At 43.5% G+C, this 22,649-nt stretch carries 24 protein-coding genes and 2 pseudogenes; 2 read left to right on the top strand and 24 right to left on the bottom strand.

Annotated elements, in window-relative coordinates:
• The first annotated feature begins 36 nt into the window (after window positions 1-36).
• Both QUB80_RS28555 and QUB80_RS28550 read left to right on the top strand, forming a co-directional pair.
• Window positions 37-1,212, top strand: a complete 1,176-nt coding sequence (locus QUB80_RS28555) for a hypothetical protein (RefSeq protein WP_289792847.1) — start codon at window positions 37-39, stop codon at window positions 1,210-1,212.
• 42 nt (window positions 1,213-1,254) lie between these two features.
• The gene (locus tag QUB80_RS28550; protein WP_289792846.1) at window positions 1,255-1,941 is read left to right on the top strand and encodes a hypothetical protein; all 687 of its coding nucleotides are present in this window, start codon (window positions 1,255-1,257) and stop codon (window positions 1,939-1,941) included.
• A gap of 3 nt (window positions 1,942-1,944) precedes the next feature.
• Here the strand turns inward: QUB80_RS28550 and QUB80_RS28545 are convergent, their stop codons facing one another.
• From QUB80_RS28545 to QUB80_RS28430, 24 genes and pseudogenes are all read right to left on the bottom strand, one after another.
• On the bottom strand, window positions 1,945-2,616 hold the full coding sequence (locus QUB80_RS28545) for a hypothetical protein (protein ID WP_289792845.1): 672 nt from the start codon (window positions 2,614-2,616) through the stop codon (window positions 1,945-1,947).
• A 78-nt stretch (window positions 2,617-2,694) separates the two neighbouring features.
• Window positions 2,695-4,446: a DNA polymerase III subunit delta gene (gene holA / locus QUB80_RS28540; RefSeq protein WP_289792844.1), complete on the bottom strand. Its 1,752-nt coding sequence runs from the start codon at window positions 4,444-4,446 to the stop codon at window positions 2,695-2,697.
• Between the two features lie 124 nt (window positions 4,447-4,570).
• The gene (locus tag QUB80_RS28535) at window positions 4,571-4,765 is read right to left on the bottom strand and encodes a hypothetical protein (protein WP_289792843.1); all 195 of its coding nucleotides are present in this window, start codon (window positions 4,763-4,765) and stop codon (window positions 4,571-4,573) included.
• Between the two features lie 75 nt (window positions 4,766-4,840).
• Window positions 4,841-5,353: a hypothetical protein gene (locus tag QUB80_RS28530; protein WP_289792842.1), complete on the bottom strand. Its 513-nt coding sequence runs from the start codon at window positions 5,351-5,353 to the stop codon at window positions 4,841-4,843.
• An 88-nt stretch (window positions 5,354-5,441) separates the two neighbouring features.
• Entirely contained in the window at window positions 5,442-7,259 is a 1,818-nt protein-coding gene (locus QUB80_RS28525; protein WP_289792841.1) for a 3'-5' exonuclease, read from the bottom strand.
• 425 nt (window positions 7,260-7,684) lie between these two features.
• A pseudogene (dnaX, locus tag QUB80_RS28520) lies at window positions 7,685-8,974 on the bottom strand (DNA polymerase III subunit gamma/tau).
• A gap of 62 nt (window positions 8,975-9,036) precedes the next feature.
• Window positions 9,037-10,407, bottom strand: coding sequence for a DNA polymerase III subunit beta (gene dnaN, locus QUB80_RS28515; RefSeq protein WP_289792840.1), 1,371 nt, complete (start codon window positions 10,405-10,407; stop codon window positions 9,037-9,039).
• Window positions 10,408-10,485: 78 nt separating this feature from the next.
• On the bottom strand, window positions 10,486-11,484 hold the full coding sequence (locus tag QUB80_RS28510; protein WP_289792839.1) for a DUF5895 domain-containing protein: 999 nt from the start codon (window positions 11,482-11,484) through the stop codon (window positions 10,486-10,488).
• 588 nt (window positions 11,485-12,072) lie between these two features.
• Window positions 12,073-12,510: a hypothetical protein gene (locus QUB80_RS28505; protein ID WP_289792838.1), complete on the bottom strand. Its 438-nt coding sequence runs from the start codon at window positions 12,508-12,510 to the stop codon at window positions 12,073-12,075.
• A gap of 30 nt (window positions 12,511-12,540) precedes the next feature.
• Entirely contained in the window at window positions 12,541-12,813 is a 273-nt protein-coding gene (locus tag QUB80_RS28500; protein ID WP_289792837.1) for a hypothetical protein, read from the bottom strand.
• A gap of 5 nt (window positions 12,814-12,818) precedes the next feature.
• Entirely contained in the window at window positions 12,819-12,977 is a 159-nt protein-coding gene (locus tag QUB80_RS28495; protein ID WP_289792836.1) for a hypothetical protein, read from the bottom strand.
• A 163-nt stretch (window positions 12,978-13,140) separates the two neighbouring features.
• Complete coding sequence (locus QUB80_RS28490; protein ID WP_289792835.1) at window positions 13,141-13,284, bottom strand: SDR family NAD(P)-dependent oxidoreductase; 144 nt, start codon at window positions 13,282-13,284, stop codon at window positions 13,141-13,143.
• 302 nt (window positions 13,285-13,586) lie between these two features.
• Window positions 13,587-14,555 carry a zinc-dependent alcohol dehydrogenase family protein gene (locus tag QUB80_RS28485; protein WP_289792834.1) on the bottom strand — a complete coding sequence of 323 codons (969 nt, stop codon included), beginning with the start codon at window positions 14,553-14,555 and terminating at the stop codon, window positions 13,587-13,589.
• 96 nt (window positions 14,556-14,651) lie between these two features.
• Entirely contained in the window at window positions 14,652-15,053 is a 402-nt protein-coding gene (locus tag QUB80_RS28480; protein ID WP_289792833.1) for a RidA family protein, read from the bottom strand.
• A gap of 78 nt (window positions 15,054-15,131) precedes the next feature.
• Complete coding sequence (locus QUB80_RS28475; RefSeq protein ID WP_289792832.1) at window positions 15,132-15,494, bottom strand: hypothetical protein; 363 nt, start codon at window positions 15,492-15,494, stop codon at window positions 15,132-15,134.
• Window positions 15,495-15,526: 32 nt separating this feature from the next.
• Entirely contained in the window at window positions 15,527-15,805 is a 279-nt protein-coding gene (locus tag QUB80_RS28470; protein WP_289792831.1) for a hypothetical protein, read from the bottom strand.
• A gap of 288 nt (window positions 15,806-16,093) precedes the next feature.
• Window positions 16,094-16,879 (bottom strand): annotated as a pseudogene (locus QUB80_RS28465) (SDR family oxidoreductase).
• Window positions 16,880-16,944: 65 nt separating this feature from the next.
• A complete protein-coding gene (locus tag QUB80_RS28460) occupies window positions 16,945-17,673 on the bottom strand; it encodes an alpha/beta fold hydrolase (protein WP_289792830.1) in 729 nt (242 codons plus the stop codon).
• Between the two features lie 415 nt (window positions 17,674-18,088).
• Window positions 18,089-19,054 carry an MBL fold metallo-hydrolase gene (locus tag QUB80_RS28455; protein WP_289792829.1) on the bottom strand — a complete coding sequence of 322 codons (966 nt, stop codon included), beginning with the start codon at window positions 19,052-19,054 and terminating at the stop codon, window positions 18,089-18,091.
• A 38-nt stretch (window positions 19,055-19,092) separates the two neighbouring features.
• A complete protein-coding gene (locus QUB80_RS28450; protein WP_289792828.1) occupies window positions 19,093-19,926 on the bottom strand; it encodes an alpha/beta fold hydrolase in 834 nt (277 codons plus the stop codon).
• Between the two features lie 62 nt (window positions 19,927-19,988).
• Window positions 19,989-20,165, bottom strand: coding sequence for an SDR family oxidoreductase (locus tag QUB80_RS28445; RefSeq protein ID WP_289792827.1), 177 nt, complete (start codon window positions 20,163-20,165; stop codon window positions 19,989-19,991).
• A 36-nt stretch (window positions 20,166-20,201) separates the two neighbouring features.
• The gene (locus tag QUB80_RS28440; RefSeq protein WP_289792826.1) at window positions 20,202-20,585 is read right to left on the bottom strand and encodes an SDR family NAD(P)-dependent oxidoreductase; all 384 of its coding nucleotides are present in this window, start codon (window positions 20,583-20,585) and stop codon (window positions 20,202-20,204) included.
• A 130-nt stretch (window positions 20,586-20,715) separates the two neighbouring features.
• Window positions 20,716-21,174: a VOC family protein gene (locus QUB80_RS28435; protein WP_289792825.1), complete on the bottom strand. Its 459-nt coding sequence runs from the start codon at window positions 21,172-21,174 to the stop codon at window positions 20,716-20,718.
• A gap of 43 nt (window positions 21,175-21,217) precedes the next feature.
• A complete protein-coding gene (locus QUB80_RS28430; RefSeq protein WP_289792824.1) occupies window positions 21,218-22,591 on the bottom strand; it encodes an FAD-binding oxidoreductase in 1,374 nt (457 codons plus the stop codon).
• Window positions 22,592-22,649 lie beyond the last annotated feature (58 nt).

The raw sequence follows: 22,649 nt of genomic DNA, 5'->3' as shown, positions 1-22,649 counted from the left end.
TCGTGGTATGTGTCTAAAAATTACAAGTAATGACCTATGCTTGAATATTTTCTCCTGAAGCGAGTAAGTATTTGTAAGCTGATGCTCTTGGCTTTGATGTGGATACAGTTCGATGAAGACAGCCAAAATCAGCTAACTCCTGACTACTCCTCTCCTTTGCAAGTAGAAAATCTTACGTGGTTAGGAGAAACATCTGTTGGAGAAGAAGTTGAGCATTTTTGTGATGTTTCTAATACTGCTAGAATAGGCGTTTGGGGAGATATTCTAGAACTGAAGTTAGTAGATTTAATTGCTGATTTACCGACTTGTTTGCACGATGCTTCATGGTTTGCTCTACTGGCAATTACTATGATGTTGGTGGATAAGGAATTAGAGGGGATATGCGTACACCCACAAGATGAGTATTTTGCCCGGACTCTTGCGCTTGAAAGTTTGGCAGATTTGGGTGATTCTTACTTAGCCAAAGGTCATCCTTATTTAGATTTTCCTTTATCATTAGAAGACGCTAAATCATTACTGCCAGTTAATAGAAAGCAAGAGCTAGAAATCAAATTAGAGAAATTCCTTATTGATACTTATGAACATGATTTTGACGATGAAGCACCGGATATTAGTGAATTTTCATCCATTTATTTGAAAGATATTTTAAAAGAGTTTTTTGTTGAATCTGACTGGCAAGATGATATCAATCAAGAGGCAGTTGCACGGCTTCAAGAGAAGTATGGTTCACAGTATTCAGAAGGTGCATTCTCTCCTAAAACTAAGGAACACGAGCGTTGGGGCAAAACCCTTGTTTTTCTCAAACAGTTTATAGGTCTGGATTCTAATTTTATCGAAAGCCAAAGCGATTTGTTCCTTGATGAATCTCAAGCAGCTGATTTACCTGATTACTTCTGTATTAAGTCTTATTTAGAGCGTTGGCAAGACCGAACAGTTGTCTTATCCAGGTTGGTTCATACTTTAGTTTATTTTTTGCTGGTAGGGCAAAATTATCATCCTAGTCATTTGGAAGATTTGATGGCTATTCCGGCTTCTTCACGGGCTATATCCAGCCTACAAGCTTGTTTAGGTGTAGCTGCTTACAGAAGTGGTTATTACATGGCTGCTTCAAATATTCCTGAATCAGAAGTTGGGCGGAACTGGTTGCTACAAAAAGCTTTCCCTAACCTGCTTGAGTTTTATCAAACAGGTCGTTTGAAGGGAAAACAATAATTAATATTCTGCTGTTGGGTTAATAAATACAAATTTATTTTTATGAAAAAATATTTATTTATAGGATTATTCTTACTGGTTGGATGTTCATCTCCAGAAAAAGAAAATAAAGTTTCAGCTATAGAATCGAATCCTTCACCTACACCTTCATTATCCTCAGCTAATGTTAATAATGCTACGTCGTCACTAAATCCTGAAGCGTTGCCTGATTTATCAAATAAAGAGAAACTTGGAGAAGTTAGTGCAGAAAACGACTTAATTGACTCGTTTTATTTTGATGGTAATGGTGTAAAAGTAAGTTTGACTGTAGCGGCTGATAAAGCTTGTTTTCTCTACGTGCGGCGCGACCGTGTTGGTGAGGTTGAGATTGAGTCACTACGGCGCGAGAAGTTAGGTCTGTGGCGTTCGTATAATACTCAGCGTCTTCTGACTCAACCTGCTGGCAATAGACTAAGCGTTTATTCATCAAGTGAGGAACTTTCTTCTAATTATGAAGATCCTGCCATATCACCAGAAATTCTTGTAGCAGCAAAAGAATTGAAGGAGCGTGCAAAATCATTTAAATTACTTTTGCGTCAGGATTTAAAGGCAAGTGAATCAGCAAGACGACTTTATGTCAATCAGTGTCAGAAATTAGGCAATTTTTATTATAAGCAAGAACTCCCTCCTCTCACGGACAAAGAGAGGAAGGAATTTAGGAGGAGTGTTGAAAAAAGTACTAACAATTAGTTATTAAAACAGTGATAATTGCTCCATCTTAGTATTACTTTCAGTTGAAGTTGCTGTAACAGGGTGTTTGTTGTTATTTGAAGACTTCTTACCCCATCCCTCTTTCGCCGCGTGTTTGACTACACGAGAACGAATATCAGCAGCCAGGGTTTCATAATCAGAGCGGATTTTGTCATACGAAACCGGAGTGGTACCAATCTTCTCCCAGAGGTTTTCGTAGTTGAAATTCTTGAAAGGTCTGTGCCTGACAAGGGCATCATAACTTGCCCAGAGGTAAACATCTGTCCATTGGGATGATAGCGGCACTTCAAAAGCAATTGGCATCATCAGTGCAACAACTTCGCTACTAGAGGCGAGTTTACCTACTTCTCCCTTGTCTATCTCTTGTAAAGCTGCATCTAATCTATCAACTGCGATCGCGCGCCAAACCCAGGACGGAACTGTCTGTTGCCAGCCGTTCTGCTGAGTTACAACTGGCCCGGCGATGTATTGAACAATTTCACGGCTTGCTCCTGCTAGATCGAGTAGGCTGGCTGTCATAGCTTTGTTAATCCCTTGGCTGCTTAGTAACTGAAGTATTTTTCTAGTGCTAGGGGTTAATATTTCGCTAGCTTTTTGACTTTTACTGTTACGGATAGTTTCTTCGACATCAAATAAACTGTGCTGCTGGTTCATATCTTTTATGTGTAAACAAATACTGCCAGCTAGAAATACTTCTAACTGGCAGTGCTTTTTGATAATGAGTGTGTTTTGTTATGGCAGAAGTAGGCTATCCCAAACACTTCTGGGCGTAACGTGATGCAGCAATTGCTTTCTTGCTTGGGTGAATTTAGCTAGTAGCTTAGTGCTTTTTAATTTCTGCCACCAGTTGTATTGCAGGTAGGTAAGCAACCATAACTGCGTCTGGTGATTCCAGCTTGAGATGGAGTTACTCAAACTGAGTGCGTTGAGAATATCGTCAGGAGGCACTTCCAGTTGACTTGTGATTTCTTGTGAGATGGAAGCTAACATTTTAATATTGGCGATCGCTTGACCAGGACTGCCGGAACTGATAGCTAGTATTTTTTCTGTTGCCTCAATCTGTTGGTCTTTAAGGACAGAAATAACCTCCTCGTCAGTTAACCTTTGGAAAGGTATGATTTGACACCTACTCTTGATAGTGGGTAATAGTTTTTGAGGATAGGATGATATCAGAATAAACGTTCCAGTTTTGGGTTCTTCCAGCGTCTTGAGAAGTTTGTTAGCGGCAGTAGGGTTGAGCATATCTGCTTCATAGATAATCACCACCTTTTGCTTGCCCTCAACTGCACTAGTTGAGAGAAATTCAATTACCTCGCGCACCTGTTCTACTCGGATAGCAGGTACACCTTTCTGCTGGGAGGTGTTTTCGGTATAGGTTGGTTTAATTTGTAAGATGTCTAGATGTTTAGATTCTCCTGCGCTCGCCGTCCCTTGCCCGTCTCCTTTAGGAGAAGGCAGGTGTTTCGCCATCGCGGAGCGACTTCCTCTTGAGAGTATTGCATTTGCGAATGCCAGAGCAGTTTTTCCTTTGCCCACTCCCTCAACTTCGTTGCTAAATAGGTATGCGGGAGCGCTTTTGAGTTCCGTTTCGATTTGTAAAAGTAAGGTAAGGTTGTTTTTCAGTTTTTGAATGCCTACAAACTTGATTTCATCTTTGAGGTAATACAATCTTTTAGGGTTTTTCAGTTCGGCTATTTCTGCAATCTTCATATCAGATAACTTAGCTTCTACGCCAGCTTTAGTTATTAGCCAAGTGCGAAAAATTGACGTAAGCGTTGCTACTATTTTGAGTGGATGTTCATTACTATCTAGTAGTTTATCCACCTGCGTTATTGCCAAGGTTGAATGATTTCTTAACATAGCCATAGTAAGCTTTTGGTAGTCAGTATTGTGATTACTAACTAATTGTTTTATTTCCTCAAAGCCAATAATTTTTTCACTTGCATAGACAGCAAGTTTAGCAAATTCGCTATCGGCTCGTGCAGTGTTATTGCCAATTGCTTCGACTAGATAATCAGTCACATCCGGTGTAAGTTTAACTTGATGGATAGCTGCATACTTCCCTATCAAATTAACTATCCCCTTTTTATCCCAGCAAGGAACGAGAGGAAACTCTTCTTGTTGAGCATATTTTAGGATAGTTTTTACTACTGTTCTACGGGAATCTGGCTTTTTGTTACTAGTAATTAAAAGAATGTTACTTGCAGGTATTCGAGAAAGTTGATTTTCAAGTTCTTGGTTATTATCCTCATTTGATAAACTTCCAATTAAATGCTCGCTGTCTGTATGAACAATTTTATTACCCTCTCCAAAGGGTAAAGTCATAACCTCAGTAAAAACCTTGCCAGCAATATTTTTCTCATTTCCAGATAGCTTGATGTAGTTAAAAGCTTTCCATTCAGCATGAACATTTTGATTCACTAAATGGTTGATTTTTTGATTGAGCGAATAGGTATCTTCGCCGTAGTATAGGTATACTGGCATCACAAATTAGATAAACATCTAATTATTATGCGTTAGTTATAAGCAGTGGTTAAAAAAAGAAGAGTTAGTATTAACTCTATCCGCTTGCTTTGTATTTGTTATGTAGTGACCAGTAAACACTTACTTAAGTTTGGACTGGTTGTACGAAATTTTGAATTGAGTCTTTCTCAATATGGTTCTCTACTGGTTTATTACACAAGTATTCGCGCCAAGAATCTAACTGTTGAAGATACTCTATTACTCCACTAGAACCAGTTAACTCGTATAGTGTAATAGCTGTTTCCCATTCCTTTAAGCTGGCTTGTTTCTCTGAGAGCATTTTGACTATAGCTTCTGGAAGTTTAGTGTCTTTACCAGTATCTAAATTTAGCTGCGGTGTGTTTTCTAGTAATGTTTATTGTCCAGATAGAGTAACACCATCATCTTCTATATTTGTAGTATGAAATTTAACACTAATCTCTGATAAAGGAAGAGTATATTGAAGAAATTTTTTAACTTTTTTGGTTTTAGTATTTCTCCTTTTTGGTTTAATGATAACTGGGTTGTTTGGTTCTGGAACTTCGTAACATTGGGGGAGTTCTAGAGAGAGTTGACCTGTTAAGTGCCATGATGCACTTCGTTTTTCTGGTGGGGTAATGCGGTAGGAGAACTCAGATGTTTTCCTGGGATCGCCAGACTTTCTTAGTTTGACCCACATGTTGTAGCTGATAATTCCTTGGATGTAACTTTTTGGGTCTAATATTACTGGGTTTGTGTTTTCCCACCACTCAATTTGAACTACGCGATCGCCATCTAATTCGTAGATAGTTCTAACTCTGGCATTAGGATGAGACGAAAGGAATGAATTTACCCAAGCCCTTTGTTTTTTATTTAGCCTGGGCTTGCGAGAAGAGGATTTATTTTTCATTAGTTACAGACAAGTGAGAATGTATGAATTTGAAAAACCTTTATATTTAGTGCCTTCAAAATTTACCTAAAATCTCAACTTTGTTTATTTAGAAAAGAGATAACTGACGCTTGTTACTTTCTAGTGTTGCAGGAGCAGCTATTTTGAGGATTTCTTCTCGCTTTTTTTCAATCAAGTGAAGATAGTATTGACGTGAATAACTTTCATTACTGCTGATATTAGTTATGCCGCTAATTCCGTAATAGTAAGTTACTACATCTCCAGGTTTCCCTAGTTTGAGGATTTCTTTTTCGCCCTCTTTAATCTTGCGTGTGATTGCAAGTTTTTCTTTTGGATATTCCCTTGATAAAATCTGGGATTTGATGTGTACATAATAGTCTTCTGCTGCTGATACATTTTGAATTAGCAGGGCTAAATACTCAATAGAAAACTCTTTCTCCAGTTGAGAGTGATCGCGGTTGCGCCAGTTGCCTTTAGTGATGATTTTCCCGTCTGGAAGCCATAAAAGGTAATTTTTGGTTCCCCGTTCAGGGATAAACATAGCGTCGGCGATAAACTCTAGCTTGACAGTTATCCCTTCAGGTAATTGAAATTGAAGTAAACTACGTACCTCTTCTGGGTTGGGATGGGTGAAAAACACTCCATCAGTGTCAACTTCCACAGGAGTACCACCGTGCCGAGTGATAATTTCAATCATTAGCTTGAGTACTTTTCGACTGTAGGCTGTAACTAATGCAGCAGCCTCCATATCATTGAAGGCGAGTTCAGAGGTGCCTAAGAATCCAAACTCGGAGTTAGCTAAAACCTTGACGGATTCTCTTTTTTCCTTAGCAGCAACATCTCCAGCAGATGCAAGTTGTTCCAACCTAAATTTTTCATTCACTAAATATTGCAGGATACTTAGCCCAATACGTTCTGTATCCTTAATTGAGCAAATACCCTTATCTAGCATTGCCCAAGGGTGCATTGAGCTAATATCTGCATATCCAACCCTTCTATACAGTCCAGGAATAGAGTAAGCCATCCCTCCCTGAAATTTGTACTTGCGATCGGGTTTTGGTTTATAACCTGGATAATGATGCTCAAATATTCGCTCCCATTTAGTACCATTACCAGCAAGTGTTAGCTGCTGGAGATTCATTTCCGGTACAATTAGTGCTTCGTAATAGTATGAGGGTACAAGTCTATTCGCAATTAGCCGGGTGTCTTCGAGGTCGTACACAAGATACTCTTTCAGACGTTTCCATCCCTTACTGTTGGGGCCATCTTTCCAACAATCGAGGATTTCCTCATAGGGAAGAACTAGCCTAGTGTTCTGGCGTAGTCTCATGTCCAATACAGCCTTTTTGAGCGATCTGCCGTTAGTTAGCTTTTTGGCTATGAAATCCCACCTGAGAACGCAGATATAAATGTCTACGTGTTGGCTATTTCGGATGAACACCTCCTGAATTTTTAGTGGCTCGCCCCGTACTTGGGCGGTACGAATAGTCCGAGATTTGGATGCAACTTTAAATGGGTGTTTTATACCGTGCAAGTTGCATCGAGTAATAATAAATGGAATATCAAATGCCATCCCGTTATATGTGAAAATAACATCTGGATTTCTTTTATTGAGATGGTTGATAAATTTGGTCAGTATTTTAGCTTCTGAGATATCCATGAAAATAGTAGAATATCCCCTTGAATCCATACAACCAATAGCATAAATACGGCTTTCAAATGGGTTTATTCCTGCTGTTTCGATATCAACAAATATTTGTGAAAGTTCCTGATACGGCTTGAGTTGTATTTTAGGCTGCCAAGGTTTTATTGGAGAGGGATCTTGCCAATAAATGTTTAGTTTGTCTTCATCGACAACGATTATCCCTCTAGATTTTTTCACAAAATCTCTGTGGTTATAACTCATTAATTAGAGATTTCCCTAATTCATGTTGATATTAATTTTTAACTATCAACTTAACTGCGTATGCTGCTGTGGTAGTAAATGTTAATTTATTTGGTTATTTGATTGAATACAGAAAGAAATATAGGGTTATAACTATAGTTATAACCCTCCTTAAACTGAACTTCCCCCGGTGCAAATGTACTAAACAGACCTTAAACCCTTGCTACGCAATAAACCTAGCTCTTGATGCACATATTAGTGTACCCATGTAAGCCCTGGAGCTATTGGTACAAATGGGGTAAGCTAAAAATCGGGGGTCAACGCCTCAAATTCGCTCCGCAAGACCCTTTGACAATTTGTACCCAGTAAAGGCGAATCAAAAAACCTTGAAAGTCGCTCTGGTTAACAGTTAGCTCTTTTTGCTTGGGGGGAAGTTCAGCTTAAAGTTAAGCTTGCTGTAATTGTTTTTGTTGCAGCTTTTGGACAGCTTCTACCCAAGCAGGTGCCTTTTTACCATTAATAGGTGTCAGCTTTTGCCAGTGTTCTTGTAACTGGGCTTGTGTTAAGTGGGGTAACTGTTCCTTACCCCAGTTAATCGTATCTTGAGCAGTTTTCCAATCTTTCCAGGGTTGTGATTGGTGACTACCCTTGTTGGTTGGCACTATCTCGATAAGTGTAGCTTCCAACCAAAGGTGCGCGTCTTCATCCCGTATGAGATTTTAGCGTGCCATTAAGATTGCGATCGCATTTCGGATCTGGTCGATATTCCACAACTGCGAGATACTTACTAATTCCTCCCAGGTGTCCTCTTCTATCTGTGTAATATGTCTGCCATTGGGATTAGTTTTGCACACAAGTAAGTCTTTGAGGAAACTGACAAGACTTGTATGAATGGCAGTTGGCTGTTTACCAGATTCAATCCAATCTTGAAGGATACCTAAATTGCCCGTAATTTCTCCTTTGATGATATTTTCACAGACGGTGAGTAGATCGTATTCTGGAATAGTGCCTGATAGTTCCCAAACCCAGTTAGAGGTAATTTCCTCTTCACCTAGTAAGGTTAGCTGATCTAAAAGTTTGAGTGAGTCGCGTAGATGTCCCTTGTTTGCTTTAGCTACGGTGGTAACTGCTGATGGCGCAATGTTGATACTTTCTTGGTGAGATATTTGTTCTAGGTAGCTTGCAACTAGCGAGACAGGAACTCTCTTAAAGTCAAACTTTTGGCAACGGGAGACAATGGTTTCTGGAACTTTGTGTAACTCGGTTGTGCAGAAGATAAATACTACATGACGGGGAGGGCTTTCAATGGTTTTGAGGAGTGCTTGCCACGATTGGCTACTTAAGGCATGACATTCATCAATAATAAATATTTTGAATCTACTCTCCACTGGTGCAAATTGGGTAGTGGATATAAGCTCTCGGATCAGTTCTACCCCACTATTGCTTGCTGCATCCAGTTCGGTTACATCAACAGAAGAAGATGCCGTAATTCCCTTACATGAATTGCATTCTCCACAGGGCTTAGTTGTCGGCTCATTGCTTGACTGACAGTTGAGGGATTTAGCGATGATGCGGGCGGTACTGGTTTTACCTGTACCTTTGGGACCGCTAAATAAGTAAGCAGGTGCAATCTTTTGGAGAGCTATCGCATTTGTTAAAGTATCAACTATATGCTCTTATCCGATAACTTCGCTTAAGATTTGAGGGCGATATTTTAAATGAAGTGGTTGGTACATAGTTCTTTCCAATGATTTATTTGAAATTCCTCCTACCAGTTATCTGGTAGGGGAGTTTGCTTTTATACAGAAGCAGCCTCTTTCTTAGCTCGTGTACGCGAACTTGGCTTACTTTTGTTACTAGCTTTGGCCTCAGCTGTTGATGTCTCTACTTCCGAGGTTTCACCATTGCTTTCCGTTTGAGAAGTCTGAGTATTATTTATGGCTTCTTCTAGTTCGGCTACTACAGTAGTTTCTGTTGTTTCTAATGCTTCAGGAGTTTTCTCTGCTATTGTCGTTTTGCTTGGGGTGGATTTATTTTCAAACCCCTGCTTAATTTCTACAGGCATTACTAAATACAACTGATTGAGCAGTCCTCCCATTGGGCAGATAATGACTGGTTGCGTGGGTTTGTTACACCGCACCACGATTTCGTCAGTACTGATGTGCTTTAATCCTTCGAGAAGGTAGTCGATATTTAATCCAATACTGATGTTTTCTGAATGACTAGTTGCTGGTTTCATCAGTACCGAGTCAACTGCATCCCCGATATCAGTAGCTTCAGTGTATAGAGTTGCCTGTGTAGCTTCCAATTCCCAAAGAATTTTGACAACCTTTTGCTTGCGTTCGGCTAGATAACTTACCCGCTTCAGTGCGCTCTCAAATCCCTTGCGTTCTAATGTAAATTCATACTCAAATGTTCTGGGAATCAAGCTATTGATTTTGGGATATTCTCCCTCTAAAAGTCGGGAAATGACCTTTGTATTAGGAAGACTAAACTCAATAGTTTTATTTGATAGAAGAATATTGCACACGCTTGTATCGGCACTTTGAGAGAGAATTTTGTTTAACTCGCCAAGTGACTTACCTGGAACAGTAAAGTCAATTGGGTCAGAATATTCGCTATCAAGTATTCCTGTGACTAGTGCTAATTTGTGACCATTTGTACTAGCAGCTTGCCACTTATTAGTATCTATTTTGAAGTTGACACCAGTTAAAACTAACTTTGTTTCGTCACCATTGGTGCAATAGAGTGTCCCTTCAAGTGCGGCTTGAAGTTTCTTGGCACTTAAATTTACTTCTATTGGATTTTCTCCCTTGGGAAGAGTTGGAAACTCGTCAGGTTTTCCGCCAATCAGACGGCATTTACCGCTATTGTGAGTAATTATGCAGGCTTGGTTTTCTACCTCTAAGGTAATTTCTCCTCTGACATTGTTAATAGTGTCAGTTAATAGTTTGGCTGGTAGTGCTACCTGACCTGACGTTTCTACATTAGCGGTTGTTGTAGTATGAATTGTGAGGTTAAGGTTTGTTCCTGTTGCTGATACTATCCCATCTTCATTTGCTATTAGTAAGATATTTCCTAAAATTGGGTCAGTAGGTTTAGGACTAATTGCGAAATAAGCGGTTTCTAGAATTTCTGCGAGTTTAGATTGTTCAATGGTTAGTTTCATTTGTTATTTTGCTTTTAGTAGATGATGTTTGAACGGGTGCTAGAAATAGCACCCTTTTCGGTTACATGAGATAGTTTTTTAGTAGGGCAATTCTTCCATCTCAGTACTGTATGCTGTATAAGTCTGACCTGCTGTACTAGGAGGAAGTGCTGCTACTGGCATATCAGATGCACCTACCAGGCGATTATGTTCTGCTACAACAGTTGATGTTTTACCGATGCGGTGAGAGAATTCGGGGTTTGCCTGCATTGTTGTTTGGATATCGATTTCTTTGCCTTCTGAGAAGAATTCGAGAAAATCGCTGCCATCGGGGTTTGGTGATTTGTAGGAAGTGACAACTGCTACCCAAGATTTATCTCTTTGGTTGACTGCTTCTTTAGGTTCAAGAGATGGCGTAAAAGTGGGTTGAAATACACCGAGGCGATGAAACTCTGCACGTTTTTCAGCAACAGTTGTATCAGTAAATCGGGCGAATGCAACCTCTAGTTCGCGTTGGAACTGTTTATAAGCCTCGCCAAATTTTGACGATGCAACGCCTTTGATTGATAAGACAATTGGTACTGAGTGCAGGTTATGATTATTTTCATCAACAAGTTGCAATAAGTAGAACCTTCTTAATACTGCGGCATCTTTGCCAAGTGCTTGGTACATTTCGTACCCATCAGGTGATTCGTACACTCCTACAATTTTGCCGTCATCGCGCTGTTCAATATATCTGGGAGAAACATCAAGAATGTGCATCCTGGGCGATTGCAACAACACTCCCATTTCTGGCGTGCCACTAGAGAAGGTGTGCTTGTGTGTAGGTTCTTGTCCTTGCCAGTTAATTGCTGCTAAGTATTTATCTTTGATAAACAACCCGACTTTTTCTGCTTCCATGTGATTGATTACTTGGCAGATGCAGATGTTACTAATCGGCGCATTGTACTCAGGATTTGCAAATTTAGAAATACCTAATTTACGCTTTTGTATGTTTGTACTATTCTGAACTGTTTGTTCAAGGGGTTCTGATTGTGCTGATGTGACAACGGTTTCTTCAGTGGCGGAAGTATTTAGCTGTGTTTGATTTTTTGGCATAATTTTGGCTATTTGCAACCAAAATTCAATGCGTATGCAATAAAGTCGTGGTCAAAAACTAAAGTCGTTTGATAACAAACAACTTTCAATAAAAAGAAGTCGTGTGAGTGTTAATGCTAGATGCACGATTTTGAAGACCAGAACAGTGGGTAACTGCCGACTTGTAAAATTTTCAATAGTAATATTTGTTTTACTAATATAAAATGGCTCGGTTTGACTAGGGATAAAATTTCCGTTTACAAATACTTAGTTTTGCCTTATTATCAACAATAACTGTATCAAATCAAAAAATGGTTAAAAACTAGCGGTTACCTTGTTGTTTACAGGGTTAGAAAAAATGCAAAAATGCAGTACCTAAAAACAAAGGTTTCAGGCTTCGCTGTTTGCATAGGATTGTGATAGCGAAACGCTGGGCTTAAAAGGCGATCGCGGTGGAAAGACAACCGAATCGGACTGCTCTGGTGGCTATGGAAGATCTTGAGTTTGGACTAATTGGCATTCAGCAGCAATGAATAGAATGGCAAGAGAAAGTTACTCAACTCCTTCTCTTGGCTGAGTTAAGTTTAATTGTTGAAAAAGAAGCAGAAACTAAGCAACAGTTAGGTCGGCATTCTTAAGTGATTCTTCGGATTTAGGTCGTTTAGATGCGTGTTTTTTGACGGTGGGATAGCGGGGACGAGGAGGTGGCTGATGCCCTTGGGCACGACCAGGTGATTTACCGCGAGTTTTAGGCGGTTGAGCAGGAGTTCCAATAGTAGCCAAAATTAGGGGAAATGCTTGTGCTACAAGCCCTGGAGACAGTGTATCCTGAGTTGATTGCCAAGGCAAGGGAGAATCAATACAGGCAAGGCGTGCTAACCATAGTTGCCAAGTTAACAAGGGCATGAGGTCACTCCATCGCTCTGCTGCTTGAGTAGAGCCAAGCTGAGGTTGTGTCCAATATAACCGCTGCTTTGCAAATCGATACCAATGTTCTAGGGCAAAGCGGCGTAAGTATTTGTGCCAAAGGTTCTCTAATGCAGGCATCGTCTTGCCTAACCAAGCTAGCCATAAGGGTTAGAACTTCTGATTGCGTCCTACTGGTTTAATGACCTCGACACGAATGATTTCCATTGCCCGGTTTGGCGATTGAAGGAAATGAAACTCACTCCAATGCATCAGTTTTACTCGACCTATTTTGGGGTCTTCAATTTCTAGAGCCTCCCTTGCTATTGGCCAAGTTTGGGGGTCATTGAGCTTGAACTTATGACCATGCTTGCACGGAGCACCTCGTCCCTTATCAGCACTGGGTGTACCCCAAACACATCGGTTTGAGGCTAAACGCAGCAACAGGTCTACCTCAATGTTCTCTGTTGTTGGACAAATTTGGCGTTGCCATAACCTCGGTCATAAGCAGCAAGCGGTCTAGTGCCTAACTCACGAGTCACAGTTTTGAGTTGAAATACGGCTTTGCTTGTTGGAGTTTCAAAGCTGGTTATCCGTTCATGTCTCAATTGTCTTTGCCCAACTCCCATCTGCCTCTGGTATCCAGGCTAAAGTACTGTAGCTTTGTCCGATGCCTATGCTCCCTCCTCTGTGTGGAGCGTGTGCAAAGCACATCCGCTTTACTAGAGACATCTGATTTCACAAACAGGCACTCCGCTCCAGTCTCTCGAATCAGAGCCACAGTTTCTCAGCTTCTACATCGCATATGTCGTCTAAGATAACTTTTGCGCTAGCAGTACCAAATGTGATCGCGGTTGCTCTGCCAATTCCTGATGTTCCTCCGGTAACTAAAGCCACTTTATCTTGCAGTATCATCCTGTTTCTCCTATTCCAATCAATATTGACCTTCAGCACACAATCAAACTCCGATCCGTTTAGCAATTACCAACGCCTTCAAGAGGGCAGAGGGCAGAAAGAACCTTTTTGGTTGGGGTCACAATCCCCAACCAATTGGAAGCTCCCAAATCGAAGATTTGGGAGGGACTTTATACCCTTACTCCCAAGAGTCGTGGGCAGAGGAGCCACTGCGTTGCGGAGGTCTCGTGCGTTATAGCAAGTGGCGTGGCAGGAGACATTCCTTCTGCCTCCTGCCCTCTGCCTTTCCCGGTAAAGCTGGTCTAATTTTCTGTAAACTTCAGCACAATTTTGCCCCGTGTTCCTCCCTGCTCTAGACGCTGATGTGCCAGAACGACCTGATCCCAAGAAAATACTGAATCAATCACTGGGCGAAGCTGATGACGCTCGATGAGTTTTGTCAAAGCCTCTAATTTTGCTCGGTACTGGGGTGAAAAAACAAAATGAATCGTCAGATTCTTACCCCATGCTTCAAGAAGCGATTGCGGTATTGCAATGTCTACAATGCTTATAAGCCTACCAAAGGGACGAATGATTTCTAGACTACGCTGAATTGTTTCTTTGCCGATCGTATCTAGAACTAAATCCACACCCAGTCCATTTGTTTCTTGACGAATGACTTCTACGTAATCTTCATTTTTGTAATCAATCATCCGATCTGCGCCCAGTTCTGTCACGAAATCTCGGTTTCTAGAACTACACGTCGCAAAAACGTATGCCCCTATCGCTTTGGCGAGTTGAACTGCGATCGAACCCACTCCACCCGCACCCGCATGGATGAGAACTGTTTCACCAACTTGTAGATTGCCCCTAGTCACTAGACAATCCCAAGCAGTTCCGCCTGCAAGCGGAAAAGAAGCTGCCTCAACGTGCGATAGATTTGCAGGCTTCAATGCAACAATCGCTGCATCAGCCACATGATATTGAGCGTAGCTACCGAATTCTCCAAAAACTTGCGGCGAGTAATACACGTTGTCTCCCACCTTGAAATCAGTCACGGCTTCGCCAATTGCCTCAATCACCCCTGAAACATCGACTCCAAGAATGGCGGGTAATCGAACCAGTTCCTTGTAATCACCACGACGAGTTTGGTAGTCGATCGGGTTAATCGAGGTTGCACAAACTCTGACTAACACCTGATTCGCCTTCAGTGTTGGTGTGGGAACAGTTTGAATCTCAAACTTCTCAGCATCACCAAACGCAGTTAATACGGCTGCTTTCATAGATTCCATCTGTGCCAAATCTCCTTGATGTAGAATAAACAGTGACGGGATTTCAATACCACTCAGCGTAAATAGGTTCTCCCTGTTCTGCCGCTTATGCGAAACTCACGGAACAATTGCAGTAACGCGGATTTCAATCCGCATCGTTGGAAGTCCAAGAGCGGCGACACCTACCTGTGTCCAAATTGGGGCATGGTTGGGTATGTAATGACGAAATAGCTTGACCAGCACATCGTTAACTTCAGGGGGAAACCCGCCAACATGGTAAGAATTGACGTGGACAACATGCTCCCAACCCGCACCAGCAGTCGCCAAGGTTCGTTCTACGTTCCGAAACGCCTGGGCAATCTCGTCCGCGAGCGATTCGGGAATTTGCAGGTTGTCATCCCAGCCACCTTGTCCAGATGTCTCCACGTGATCGCCAATTTTTACTGCTTGCGAGTAATGCAATTCATTCAGCAGGCGTTCCCCATAACCAGGGGTGACAAAAAACTTGGGCTTATTCATGGTGTTCCTTGTGTAGTACGTTTGACTCTATCTCGCGTTGCTGAAACGAGTTTGTTTCGGCATCATCCGATTTAGACGCTAATGTTCAGAATTCACTTGCCATGTAATTACAATAATTTCTGCAAATAGTAAGACAACTATCACCCGCGAAAACGCTTGTAAAATGGCTTCCATTGTCCAGTTCTGACTCTGAACCTCCCAGATCATCCAAACAATATTGAATCCAATTACCAACCAGGGTAGAATTACCGCTGAATTCCGTCTGCGATAGAAGCGGATCGTCGTCTCGCGCCAAAATGGGAAGGTGCTGAGGAGACACACAATGTAGGAGGCTCCTGCACTAACGAACAAGCTTGTTTGAAGACTCGAAGGCAGGTTCGGGTATCCAAGTGCGATCGCTGCCAGACAAACTCCCAGCGCGAGATACAGGAAAGTAAACAAGGTAAATCACTTCACTCTTTTTCCGATAAAGCTTATTCTCTGTACCAGAAACGCACACATTGAAAGCAATTGATTGTAACGCCTTGACTAATCATTACTGGGTAGAAACCATTACTGACTGTCACTCCGTAGACATCATCACTTGTGCCTTCTATCCGATCGGGTAAAACGACAGTTTCAAGATTGATCACCTGTGTCGTTGTATTTTCGATCCACTGATTGACAGCACTCACAACCTCAGAAAAAGATTCATACTCGGAAGCTCCGCCGAAGGGTACCTGTTCAGTAATGCGAGGCGAAAATCTTTGCATTTAATCATTTTTCCACCACCTTAAAACTGTAGAGTTGACTATCCTCCGGCAAAAAGTACCTGTCCTAAAGCCACCTTATTTTCAAGTATCATGATTTTTACCTCTTGTTATGAAACCAGTTGCATTTACTTGAGTGTGATGACTTACAACACTCAGTTTCTTTCAGATTCTGATGGTGCTTCTTTCAGCGATAGTGAACCTGTTTCGAGGTCATTCCAGCAAATTGCTTAGAAACCACCTGTTCGGAACTGCGATTACAAAAAGATATCTGCCAAGGCAGATCGCGATTTAGCCTGCTGTATATCCACCATCAATCGCAAACGGTTGCCCAGTGATATAGCTAGCAGCATCAGAGCAGAGAAACACAACCGCTTGAGCAATTTCCGTAGCCTGACCGATACGACCCATTGGAACCATAGACCCGAGTTCATCGAACGTTATGCACATCTGGTCAGCGCTACGAGCCATTAGGTCAGTCGCAATGGGGCCAGGATTGACGGCATTGATCCAAATGCCCTGTTTGGCATAATCGAGGGCAGCCGATCTGCGCTTCGCAGCAGCGCTTCGCTATCGTGTCAGCCCCATCACCGCGTGTTTGCTAGCAACGTAGGGAGATATCCCCGGAAGCGCAACCAGACCATTGGTTGACGAATTGTTCATGATCGCGCCTGAGCCTTGAGTTAGCATCTGTTGAATTTCATATTTCATACAGAGAAATAGCCCTCGCGCATTGACCGACACGATCTTGTCAAAATCCTCTACCGCTTGTTCGTGCAGTGGTTTAACAGCAAGATCGATTCCAGCATTGTTAAAGGCACAATCGAGTTTGCCGTAGGTAGCGATCGCTTTCTGCACTAATTCCTGAACATCTGCTTCACTCGATACATCTGATTTCACGAACAAGCATTCTGCTCCAGTCTCGCGAATCAAATCAGCAGTTTCTTCACCTTCGGTGCTGCGTATGTCCGAGAAGACAACTTTTGCACCCGCAGCACCGAATGCGATAACTTCGTTAAGCTTCGCTAACGCAGTTGCTCGACCAATTCCCGATGCACCTCCAGTAACTAACGCCACTTTATCTTGCAGTATCATCCTGTTTCTCCTGTTTCAATCAATAAACACAATTGCAAATTCTGCTGCTAGTCGCGCCCTGCCACAATAATCTTTTCTGCTAAACCAACCGGGTTAGAAAACATGACCTCGTGACTACCGGGCATTTGTACAAGCCGAAATAGCCCCAAGCGGTTAGACATTCTCGGATGCCAACCCCACTGTTCGCCTTGAGGGAGGACATTATCTTCTGTACAGTAGAGGTAACTTTTAGGAATGGGCAGCGAGTAAAACTGCTTCAAGTCCAACTTGTCAATCCACGGTTGATACGGCTCAGGGGATAGTTGTGCATAACTTGATCGAGCCAAATCGAGGTCAGCATCGTTGAGACACGCTTCTCGCCACATCTCAAAAGGTATAACCATCATCCGATCGTTTGATTCTCTAACTAGCTCGTCGAGTAATGTTTGAAGGTGCGGTGGAACGTTATCTCTAAGGCTCTCTTCATCGTTGAGAACAAAGGCATTGAAGAAGATGAGCCGTCGAATGCGATCGGGAATCGCTTCAGCAACTTTCGCAATGATTGTTCCGGCAAAACTATGACCTAAGAGAACAATATCGGTTAAGTCTTTGCTCACAATGTAATCAACGATCGATTGCGTACATTGAGCATGGTTAACGTTTTTATCTACGCCTTTCCCATGACCTGCGATCGTCGGAGCAAAAGCGTGATGTCCTTTTGCTTCTAGCTGGTCAACGACTGCTTTCCAAGCAGAACCATCATGCCACGAGCCATGAACTAAGACAAAAGTTGACATAGAATTCCTTTAGATGTGATCTGAAAATGGAGCAAATTGGCTGTAGAATCTGCTTTTGCAGGCAGGGCAAAATTAGCTGTCGTGCTGATTGCCAAAGCCAGAAGAATTATGGAACGAGTTAGGAATGCTTTCATGATGTTCTCTCTAAATATCTGATATTCGGGAAGTTGAACGGAGTCCTTGAAAGCATTTAGTCGTAGGCTGTGCTGCGATAAATTCAGTTGCATAGATGTTTCTCTGGTCTCGTACTTTTTCAAGGCTGCTAGAGATTTGTGTTCTCATCGTATTCAACTGTGTTTCTAGAGTAGTAGAGTAGTCATTCATGAGGTTTTGCTCAATAGCTTGAAGTTTGCTCGAATAGTTGTGGTGCGATCGCAACTATCATCAAGTTGCTAAAATGATTGCTATGAATCCTTTAGGGTTCACGCCAGCGGTAATCCACTGGCACCCAGGCATAACCTTGATCTGCTGCCCGAAGGTGTCCAACGCCGGGAAAGGGCAAATGTGCGCCTGCTATCAAAATTCGGGATGCTTCCGCTCTCGCAAACTGTTTTTTGCGTTGTGCCGCAGCAGCATTGGCATCGACATCATAAGCAACTGTAATTTCTGGCTTGGGAAATTGCACCGAAGCAAAGTGAACAATATCGCCCCAAAACTCGATGCTCTCGCCCTTGCTTGCCGCCACATAGCAGCTATGACCAGGAGTGTGTCCGGGTGTGGGATGCGCGGTGATTCCCGGTAGAAGGGCTGTCTTGCCAGAAAACGATTTCACCTTGCCTGCATCTAAATAAGGTTTGACAGTTTTCGCAGCTTCGTCAAAGTACTTTTCAGCAACGTTGAATCGCTTGGCATTCGCTCGATCGAGCCAGAAATCGACATCTGGCTTGCCGACATAGAGCGTGGCGGCAGGAAACACCCGTTGACCAGCTTCGACCAGCCCCCCACTATGATCGGTATGAATATGAGTCAGGAGGATTGCATCAATCTCGTTAGGCGTGTAGCCTGCTGCCTTTAACGATGTTTGAAGCTTGCCGCCCAGTTTTGGACCAAAAAAGGTTCCGGCTCCCGTGTCCACGAGTACTTGTCGATCTCCAGTGTCGATCAAGAAAGCATTAATTGATGCCTCGACAGGATTAGTCAGAAAGTTTTTCTGAAGCAGGCGATCGGTTTCTGTTGGGTTCGTATTCGACAGCAGCGTATGTAGATCCTGGGGGAGTGTGCCGTCGCTCAGGACTGTAATTGTGAAATCACCTAACTTGAATGGATAGACACCTGGCACTTGAGCGATCGCACTTTTGCTCAGTGATACCGCTGGAAAAAGACAAGAGGTCACAATCGTTAGCACTGTGGTTGCAACCGCTATCATCAGTCTAGAAAACATATTAGAACCCTTTTAGCGATAAAGGACTCGATAGATAATCACCCCTGAAGAAAGTCCAATAACAAGGGATTAACCTGATCGGCGTGAGTCCAGTTGATGGCGTGCGGTCCGCCAGGAATGACAACCAGTTGACTGTTTTCAATCAGCTTCGGGAGTCTTGCTGCGGTGGACTCAAGCGGCAAAATGCGATCGGCATCTCCATGAATGATCAGGGTTGGCACGTCAATGCGGGGCAAATCATCACGAAAATCAGTCAGCCAGGAAGGTACACAATCCAACGTTCCCTTGGCAGACGCACCTACGGCAACATTCCAACTTGCCTGAATTGCTTCAGTGCTGATGCGATCGCCAAGCAACACATCCACATTGAAGAACGCTTTGAAAAATGCAGAAAAGTAAGCTGGACGATCTTCAACAATCGCTTTCATTATGCCATCGAAGACACTTTGGTCAACGCCCTCTGGATTGTCGTTCGTCTTTAACAAAAATGGTGGGACAGGAGCCATTAGCACCGCTTTTTGCACCCGTTGTGAGCCATACTTGCCAAGATAGCGCGTAACTTCACCTGTCCCCATTGAGAAGCCAACCAACACGGTATTTTGCAAGTCAAGCTTGGTCATCAGTGTATTCAAATCGGCGGCGAAGGTATCGTAGTCATAGCCAAACGAGGGTTGACTGGAGTTGCCAAAGCCTCGGCGATCGTAAGTGATCACGCGATATCCTGCGTTCAGCAGCACTAAGACCTGCTTTTCCCAGGAATGACCGTTGAGGGGAAATCCATGAATGAGAACAATTGGTTGACCTGTCCCAAGATCTTCGTAGTAGAGATCAATGGTTGCAGAATTTTCTTGACCAACAGTAACGTAAGGCATTGCAATCTCCTATGAATGTTGAATTTGAATGGTTAGCTGACCGCTCTTGACACAGCACCCATTTAGATTTGTGCCATGCCACCATCGACGAATAGCTCAATGCCGTTTACAAAGCTGCTGTCATCGGAAGCCAGAAAGACAACAGCTTTGGCGATCTCATCAGGCGTGCCGACTCGTCCCAATGAAATATTTTTAGCTTGGCTCTCCACAAATTCTTTCGCCTGCTCTTCACTTTTCAAAGAAACCTAGTGTGTTCCTGTCGGCACCTTCGACGCTCAGAGTTGGAATCCGCCGGACACATCCACTACGCCGCTGATGTAGCCAGCGTCTGAACCTGCGAGGAAGCAAACGGTTGCCGCCGTCTCCTCCACGGTTGCGATCCGGCGGATGGCATGAAGATCCATGATCGCTTCCGGTAGTTTGTCGGCTGTAGCCGCGTAGCCGTCCGTCGGCATGAGGCCTGCCTGCACGACGTTTACGGTGATGTTGCGCGGACCAAGATCCCGCTGGACACCTTTCGCATACCCTACGATTGCCGCCTTTGTGCCCGCGTAGTCCGCCACGCCTGGAAACGCGACGCGGCTGCCAAGACCAGAACTGATGAAAATGATCCGCCCACCGTCTGAGAGTTTCTGTGCTGCGGCTCGCGTTGTTGCCACAACACCGAGCACATTGATGTACCACTGGCGGCACCAGTGGCAAGACCGATGCCGCTGGTGCCGCCAGTGACAAGCGCAACTTTTCCTGAGAGTTTGTGTGACATCGTGTTCTCCTGGTTGAGTAATGAATTCATAATGGGGTGACAAACTCGATCAGATTGCCGTTATTGTCTTGAATCATACAGAGCCGAATACCCGCATCAGGATAGCTTCCCAGTTCGAGAAATGTTTTCACACCCCGTCGATTTAATTCAGCAAGAACTGCATCGACATCTCGAACTCGAAAACAAAAATGTCCGATGCCTGTTGTCCTTAATCCCTCACCAAGATTAGTCGCGATCGGCATTCCTGATTGTGACTGAGTAGAGCCAATAATTTCGATGTGAAAGCCATATACACTGAGATAAGCCAATTTCAGATCTGGGAAAACGTCTACTGTCCATTCACGTTCGATCGTCGCATCTAGCTTTTCTTGATACCACTGAAGCGTTTCCTCATAGTTCGGTACATTCAAGCAAACATGATCGATTTGCATCGAACTCAGAGGATTTGAGCCTAGAGTTGAAGATGTTTGAGTTAAAATTGTCATTTGAATCTCCTGTAATTGTGAATGTTCTAGATACCTCAGAGTCTTACCGTGTGAGCGAATGGGGTGCGAGATGTCCGATCGTCGATCGAAACACATCATCTGGATCGTATTTCTGCTTAAGATCGAGCAATCGCTCATAGTTCGACCCGAAGGCAAGCCGAACGCGCTCCTGTTCTTGCTCATCTAGGATATTGATGTATCCCCCTTTAAAAGCATAGGGTGCAAGGGAGCGTGAGAGGTTCTGTGCCCATTGGATATGCTGTTGCTCGTCGTCCTGTGGCTCCCAAGCTGCAATTAGCTCAACCATCAGATGATCCTGACGCAATGCAAAAGCAGTCTCAGACACACCTACCCGACTCGCGGCTCCATGAAAGTTATGGAGATTAATCGCTGAAAACGGAGAAGGCAATGGCAGTCCCTGTTCGATCAGTGCCTCGATTGTCTCGGTCTGCAAGCCATCAAGCGACTGAGTTTGAATGTAGTAGTGACGACCCTTTGGAGTGAACGCATCGCTACTATGAATTAATTCGTGATAAGAAACAGATTGCATCTGATCGACCAGCACTGTACCAAAAGTCCGCAGAGGTGCGATCGCCTGCTCACCCATTTCGAGCGAGCCACAATAAGTTGGTGAGAGAAACAGCACCGTCTGACCATCGGGGATCTGAAGGAATCCAAACCGAATCGTCAATTCATCAGGAGCCGTGGCGATGAACTCGTTAAGACGGTGCAACACAGTTCTAGCTTGATCCAAAGGATAGAGCAGTAAACCCGATAACACGGTTGTGAGCGGATGCAGGCGAAACTCTAGGGAAACAACGACACCAAAATTGCCACCACCGCCGCGCAGTCCCCAGAGTAGGTCGGCGTTTTCCTCGGCGTTTGCGGTGATAAGCTGCCCATCAGCAGTGACCAGTTGTGCCGACAGCAAATTATCAGCAGCCAGTCCATAGGCACCGTTTAGAGGACCATAGCCGCCCCCCAGAGTTAGTCCGGTCATCCCAACGCTAGAGATTGTTCCTGTGGCGGTTGCTAACCCGTATTGCTGTGCTGCCTCAATCAGGTCGCCAGCCGTTGCTCCAGCTTGAATCTGAGCTGTGCGCTTCTCCGGATCAACGGTAACAGCTTTCATCTGAGAAAGATCGATCACCACGCCCTCAGACAGCGATCGTCCGAAAATCTCATGTCCAGCACCTCGAACCGAGAGGGGTAGATTATGCGATCGTGTCCAGCGAACCGTATGAATGACATCTTGTACAGTGAGACAACGAGCGATCGCAGCGGGTTGTGTCTTCACCTTGCCATTCCAGAGTTGACGCACCTGTTCATAATCAGCAGCTTGAGGCAGAAAAAGCTGTCCTGTGAGCAGTGCTGCGAGATCGTTGAAAGCAGCACTGTGATGGTATGTAGTTGTCATGATTTCTCCTTTTCAGGTCATTGTTTGTTGAATGACGGCGACATTAGTGGGTTGGCGA

Origin of the sequence: Chlorogloeopsis sp. ULAP01, from assembly GCF_030381805.1 — a bacterium.
GTDB lineage: Bacteria > Cyanobacteriota > Cyanobacteriia > Cyanobacteriales > Nostocaceae > Chlorogloeopsis.
Note: the sequence above shows the minus strand (reverse complement) of the source record. Positions and strands in the feature narration are given on the sequence as shown.

Bases quoted from the DNA above. Each gene is read 5' to 3' on its own strand.
- QUB80_RS28525 (WP_289792841.1), bottom strand. From the start codon at position 7,259: ATGAGTTATAACCACAGAGATTTTGTGAAAAAATCTAGAGGGATAATC.
- QUB80_RS28550 (WP_289792846.1), top strand. From the start codon at position 1,255: ATGAAAAAATATTTATTTATAGGATTATTCTTACTGGTTGGATGTTCA.
- QUB80_RS28450 (WP_289792828.1), bottom strand. From the start codon at position 19,926: ATGCCTTACGTTACTGTTGGTCAAGAAAATTCTGCAACCATTGATCTC.
- holA (WP_289792844.1), bottom strand. From the start codon at position 4,446: ATGCCAGTATACCTATACTACGGCGAAGATACCTATTCGCTCAATCAA.
- QUB80_RS28490 (WP_289792835.1), bottom strand. From the start codon at position 13,284: ATGATACTGCAAGATAAAGTGGCTTTAGTTACCGGAGGAACATCAGGA.
- QUB80_RS28510 (WP_289792839.1), bottom strand. From the start codon at position 11,484: ATGCCAAAAAATCAAACACAGCTAAATACTTCCGCCACTGAAGAAACC.
- QUB80_RS28470 (WP_289792831.1), bottom strand. From the start codon at position 15,805: ATGCAAAGATTTTCGCCTCGCATTACTGAACAGGTACCCTTCGGCGGA.
- QUB80_RS28430 (WP_289792824.1), bottom strand. From the start codon at position 22,591: ATGACAACTACATACCATCACAGTGCTGCTTTCAACGATCTCGCAGCA.
- QUB80_RS28480 (WP_289792833.1), bottom strand. From the start codon at position 15,053: ATGAATAAGCCCAAGTTTTTTGTCACCCCTGGTTATGGGGAACGCCTG.
- QUB80_RS28485 (WP_289792834.1), bottom strand. From the start codon at position 14,555: ATGGAATCTATGAAAGCAGCCGTATTAACTGCGTTTGGTGATGCTGAG.
- QUB80_RS28435 (WP_289792825.1), bottom strand. From the start codon at position 21,174: ATGACAATTTTAACTCAAACATCTTCAACTCTAGGCTCAAATCCTCTG.
- dnaN (WP_289792840.1), bottom strand. From the start codon at position 10,407: ATGAAACTAACCATTGAACAATCTAAACTCGCAGAAATTCTAGAAACC.
- QUB80_RS28460 (WP_289792830.1), bottom strand. From the start codon at position 17,673: ATGTCAACTTTTGTCTTAGTTCATGGCTCGTGGCATGATGGTTCTGCT.
- QUB80_RS28535 (WP_289792843.1), bottom strand. From the start codon at position 4,765: ATGCTCTCAGAGAAACAAGCCAGCTTAAAGGAATGGGAAACAGCTATT.
- QUB80_RS28545 (WP_289792845.1), bottom strand. From the start codon at position 2,616: ATGAACCAGCAGCACAGTTTATTTGATGTCGAAGAAACTATCCGTAAC.
- QUB80_RS28555 (WP_289792847.1), top strand. From the start codon at position 37: ATGCTTGAATATTTTCTCCTGAAGCGAGTAAGTATTTGTAAGCTGATG.
- QUB80_RS28455 (WP_289792829.1), bottom strand. From the start codon at position 19,054: ATGTTTTCTAGACTGATGATAGCGGTTGCAACCACAGTGCTAACGATT.
- QUB80_RS28505 (WP_289792838.1), bottom strand. From the start codon at position 12,510: ATGCCTGCATTAGAGAACCTTTGGCACAAATACTTACGCCGCTTTGCC.
- QUB80_RS28530 (WP_289792842.1), bottom strand. From the start codon at position 5,353: ATGAAAAATAAATCCTCTTCTCGCAAGCCCAGGCTAAATAAAAAACAA.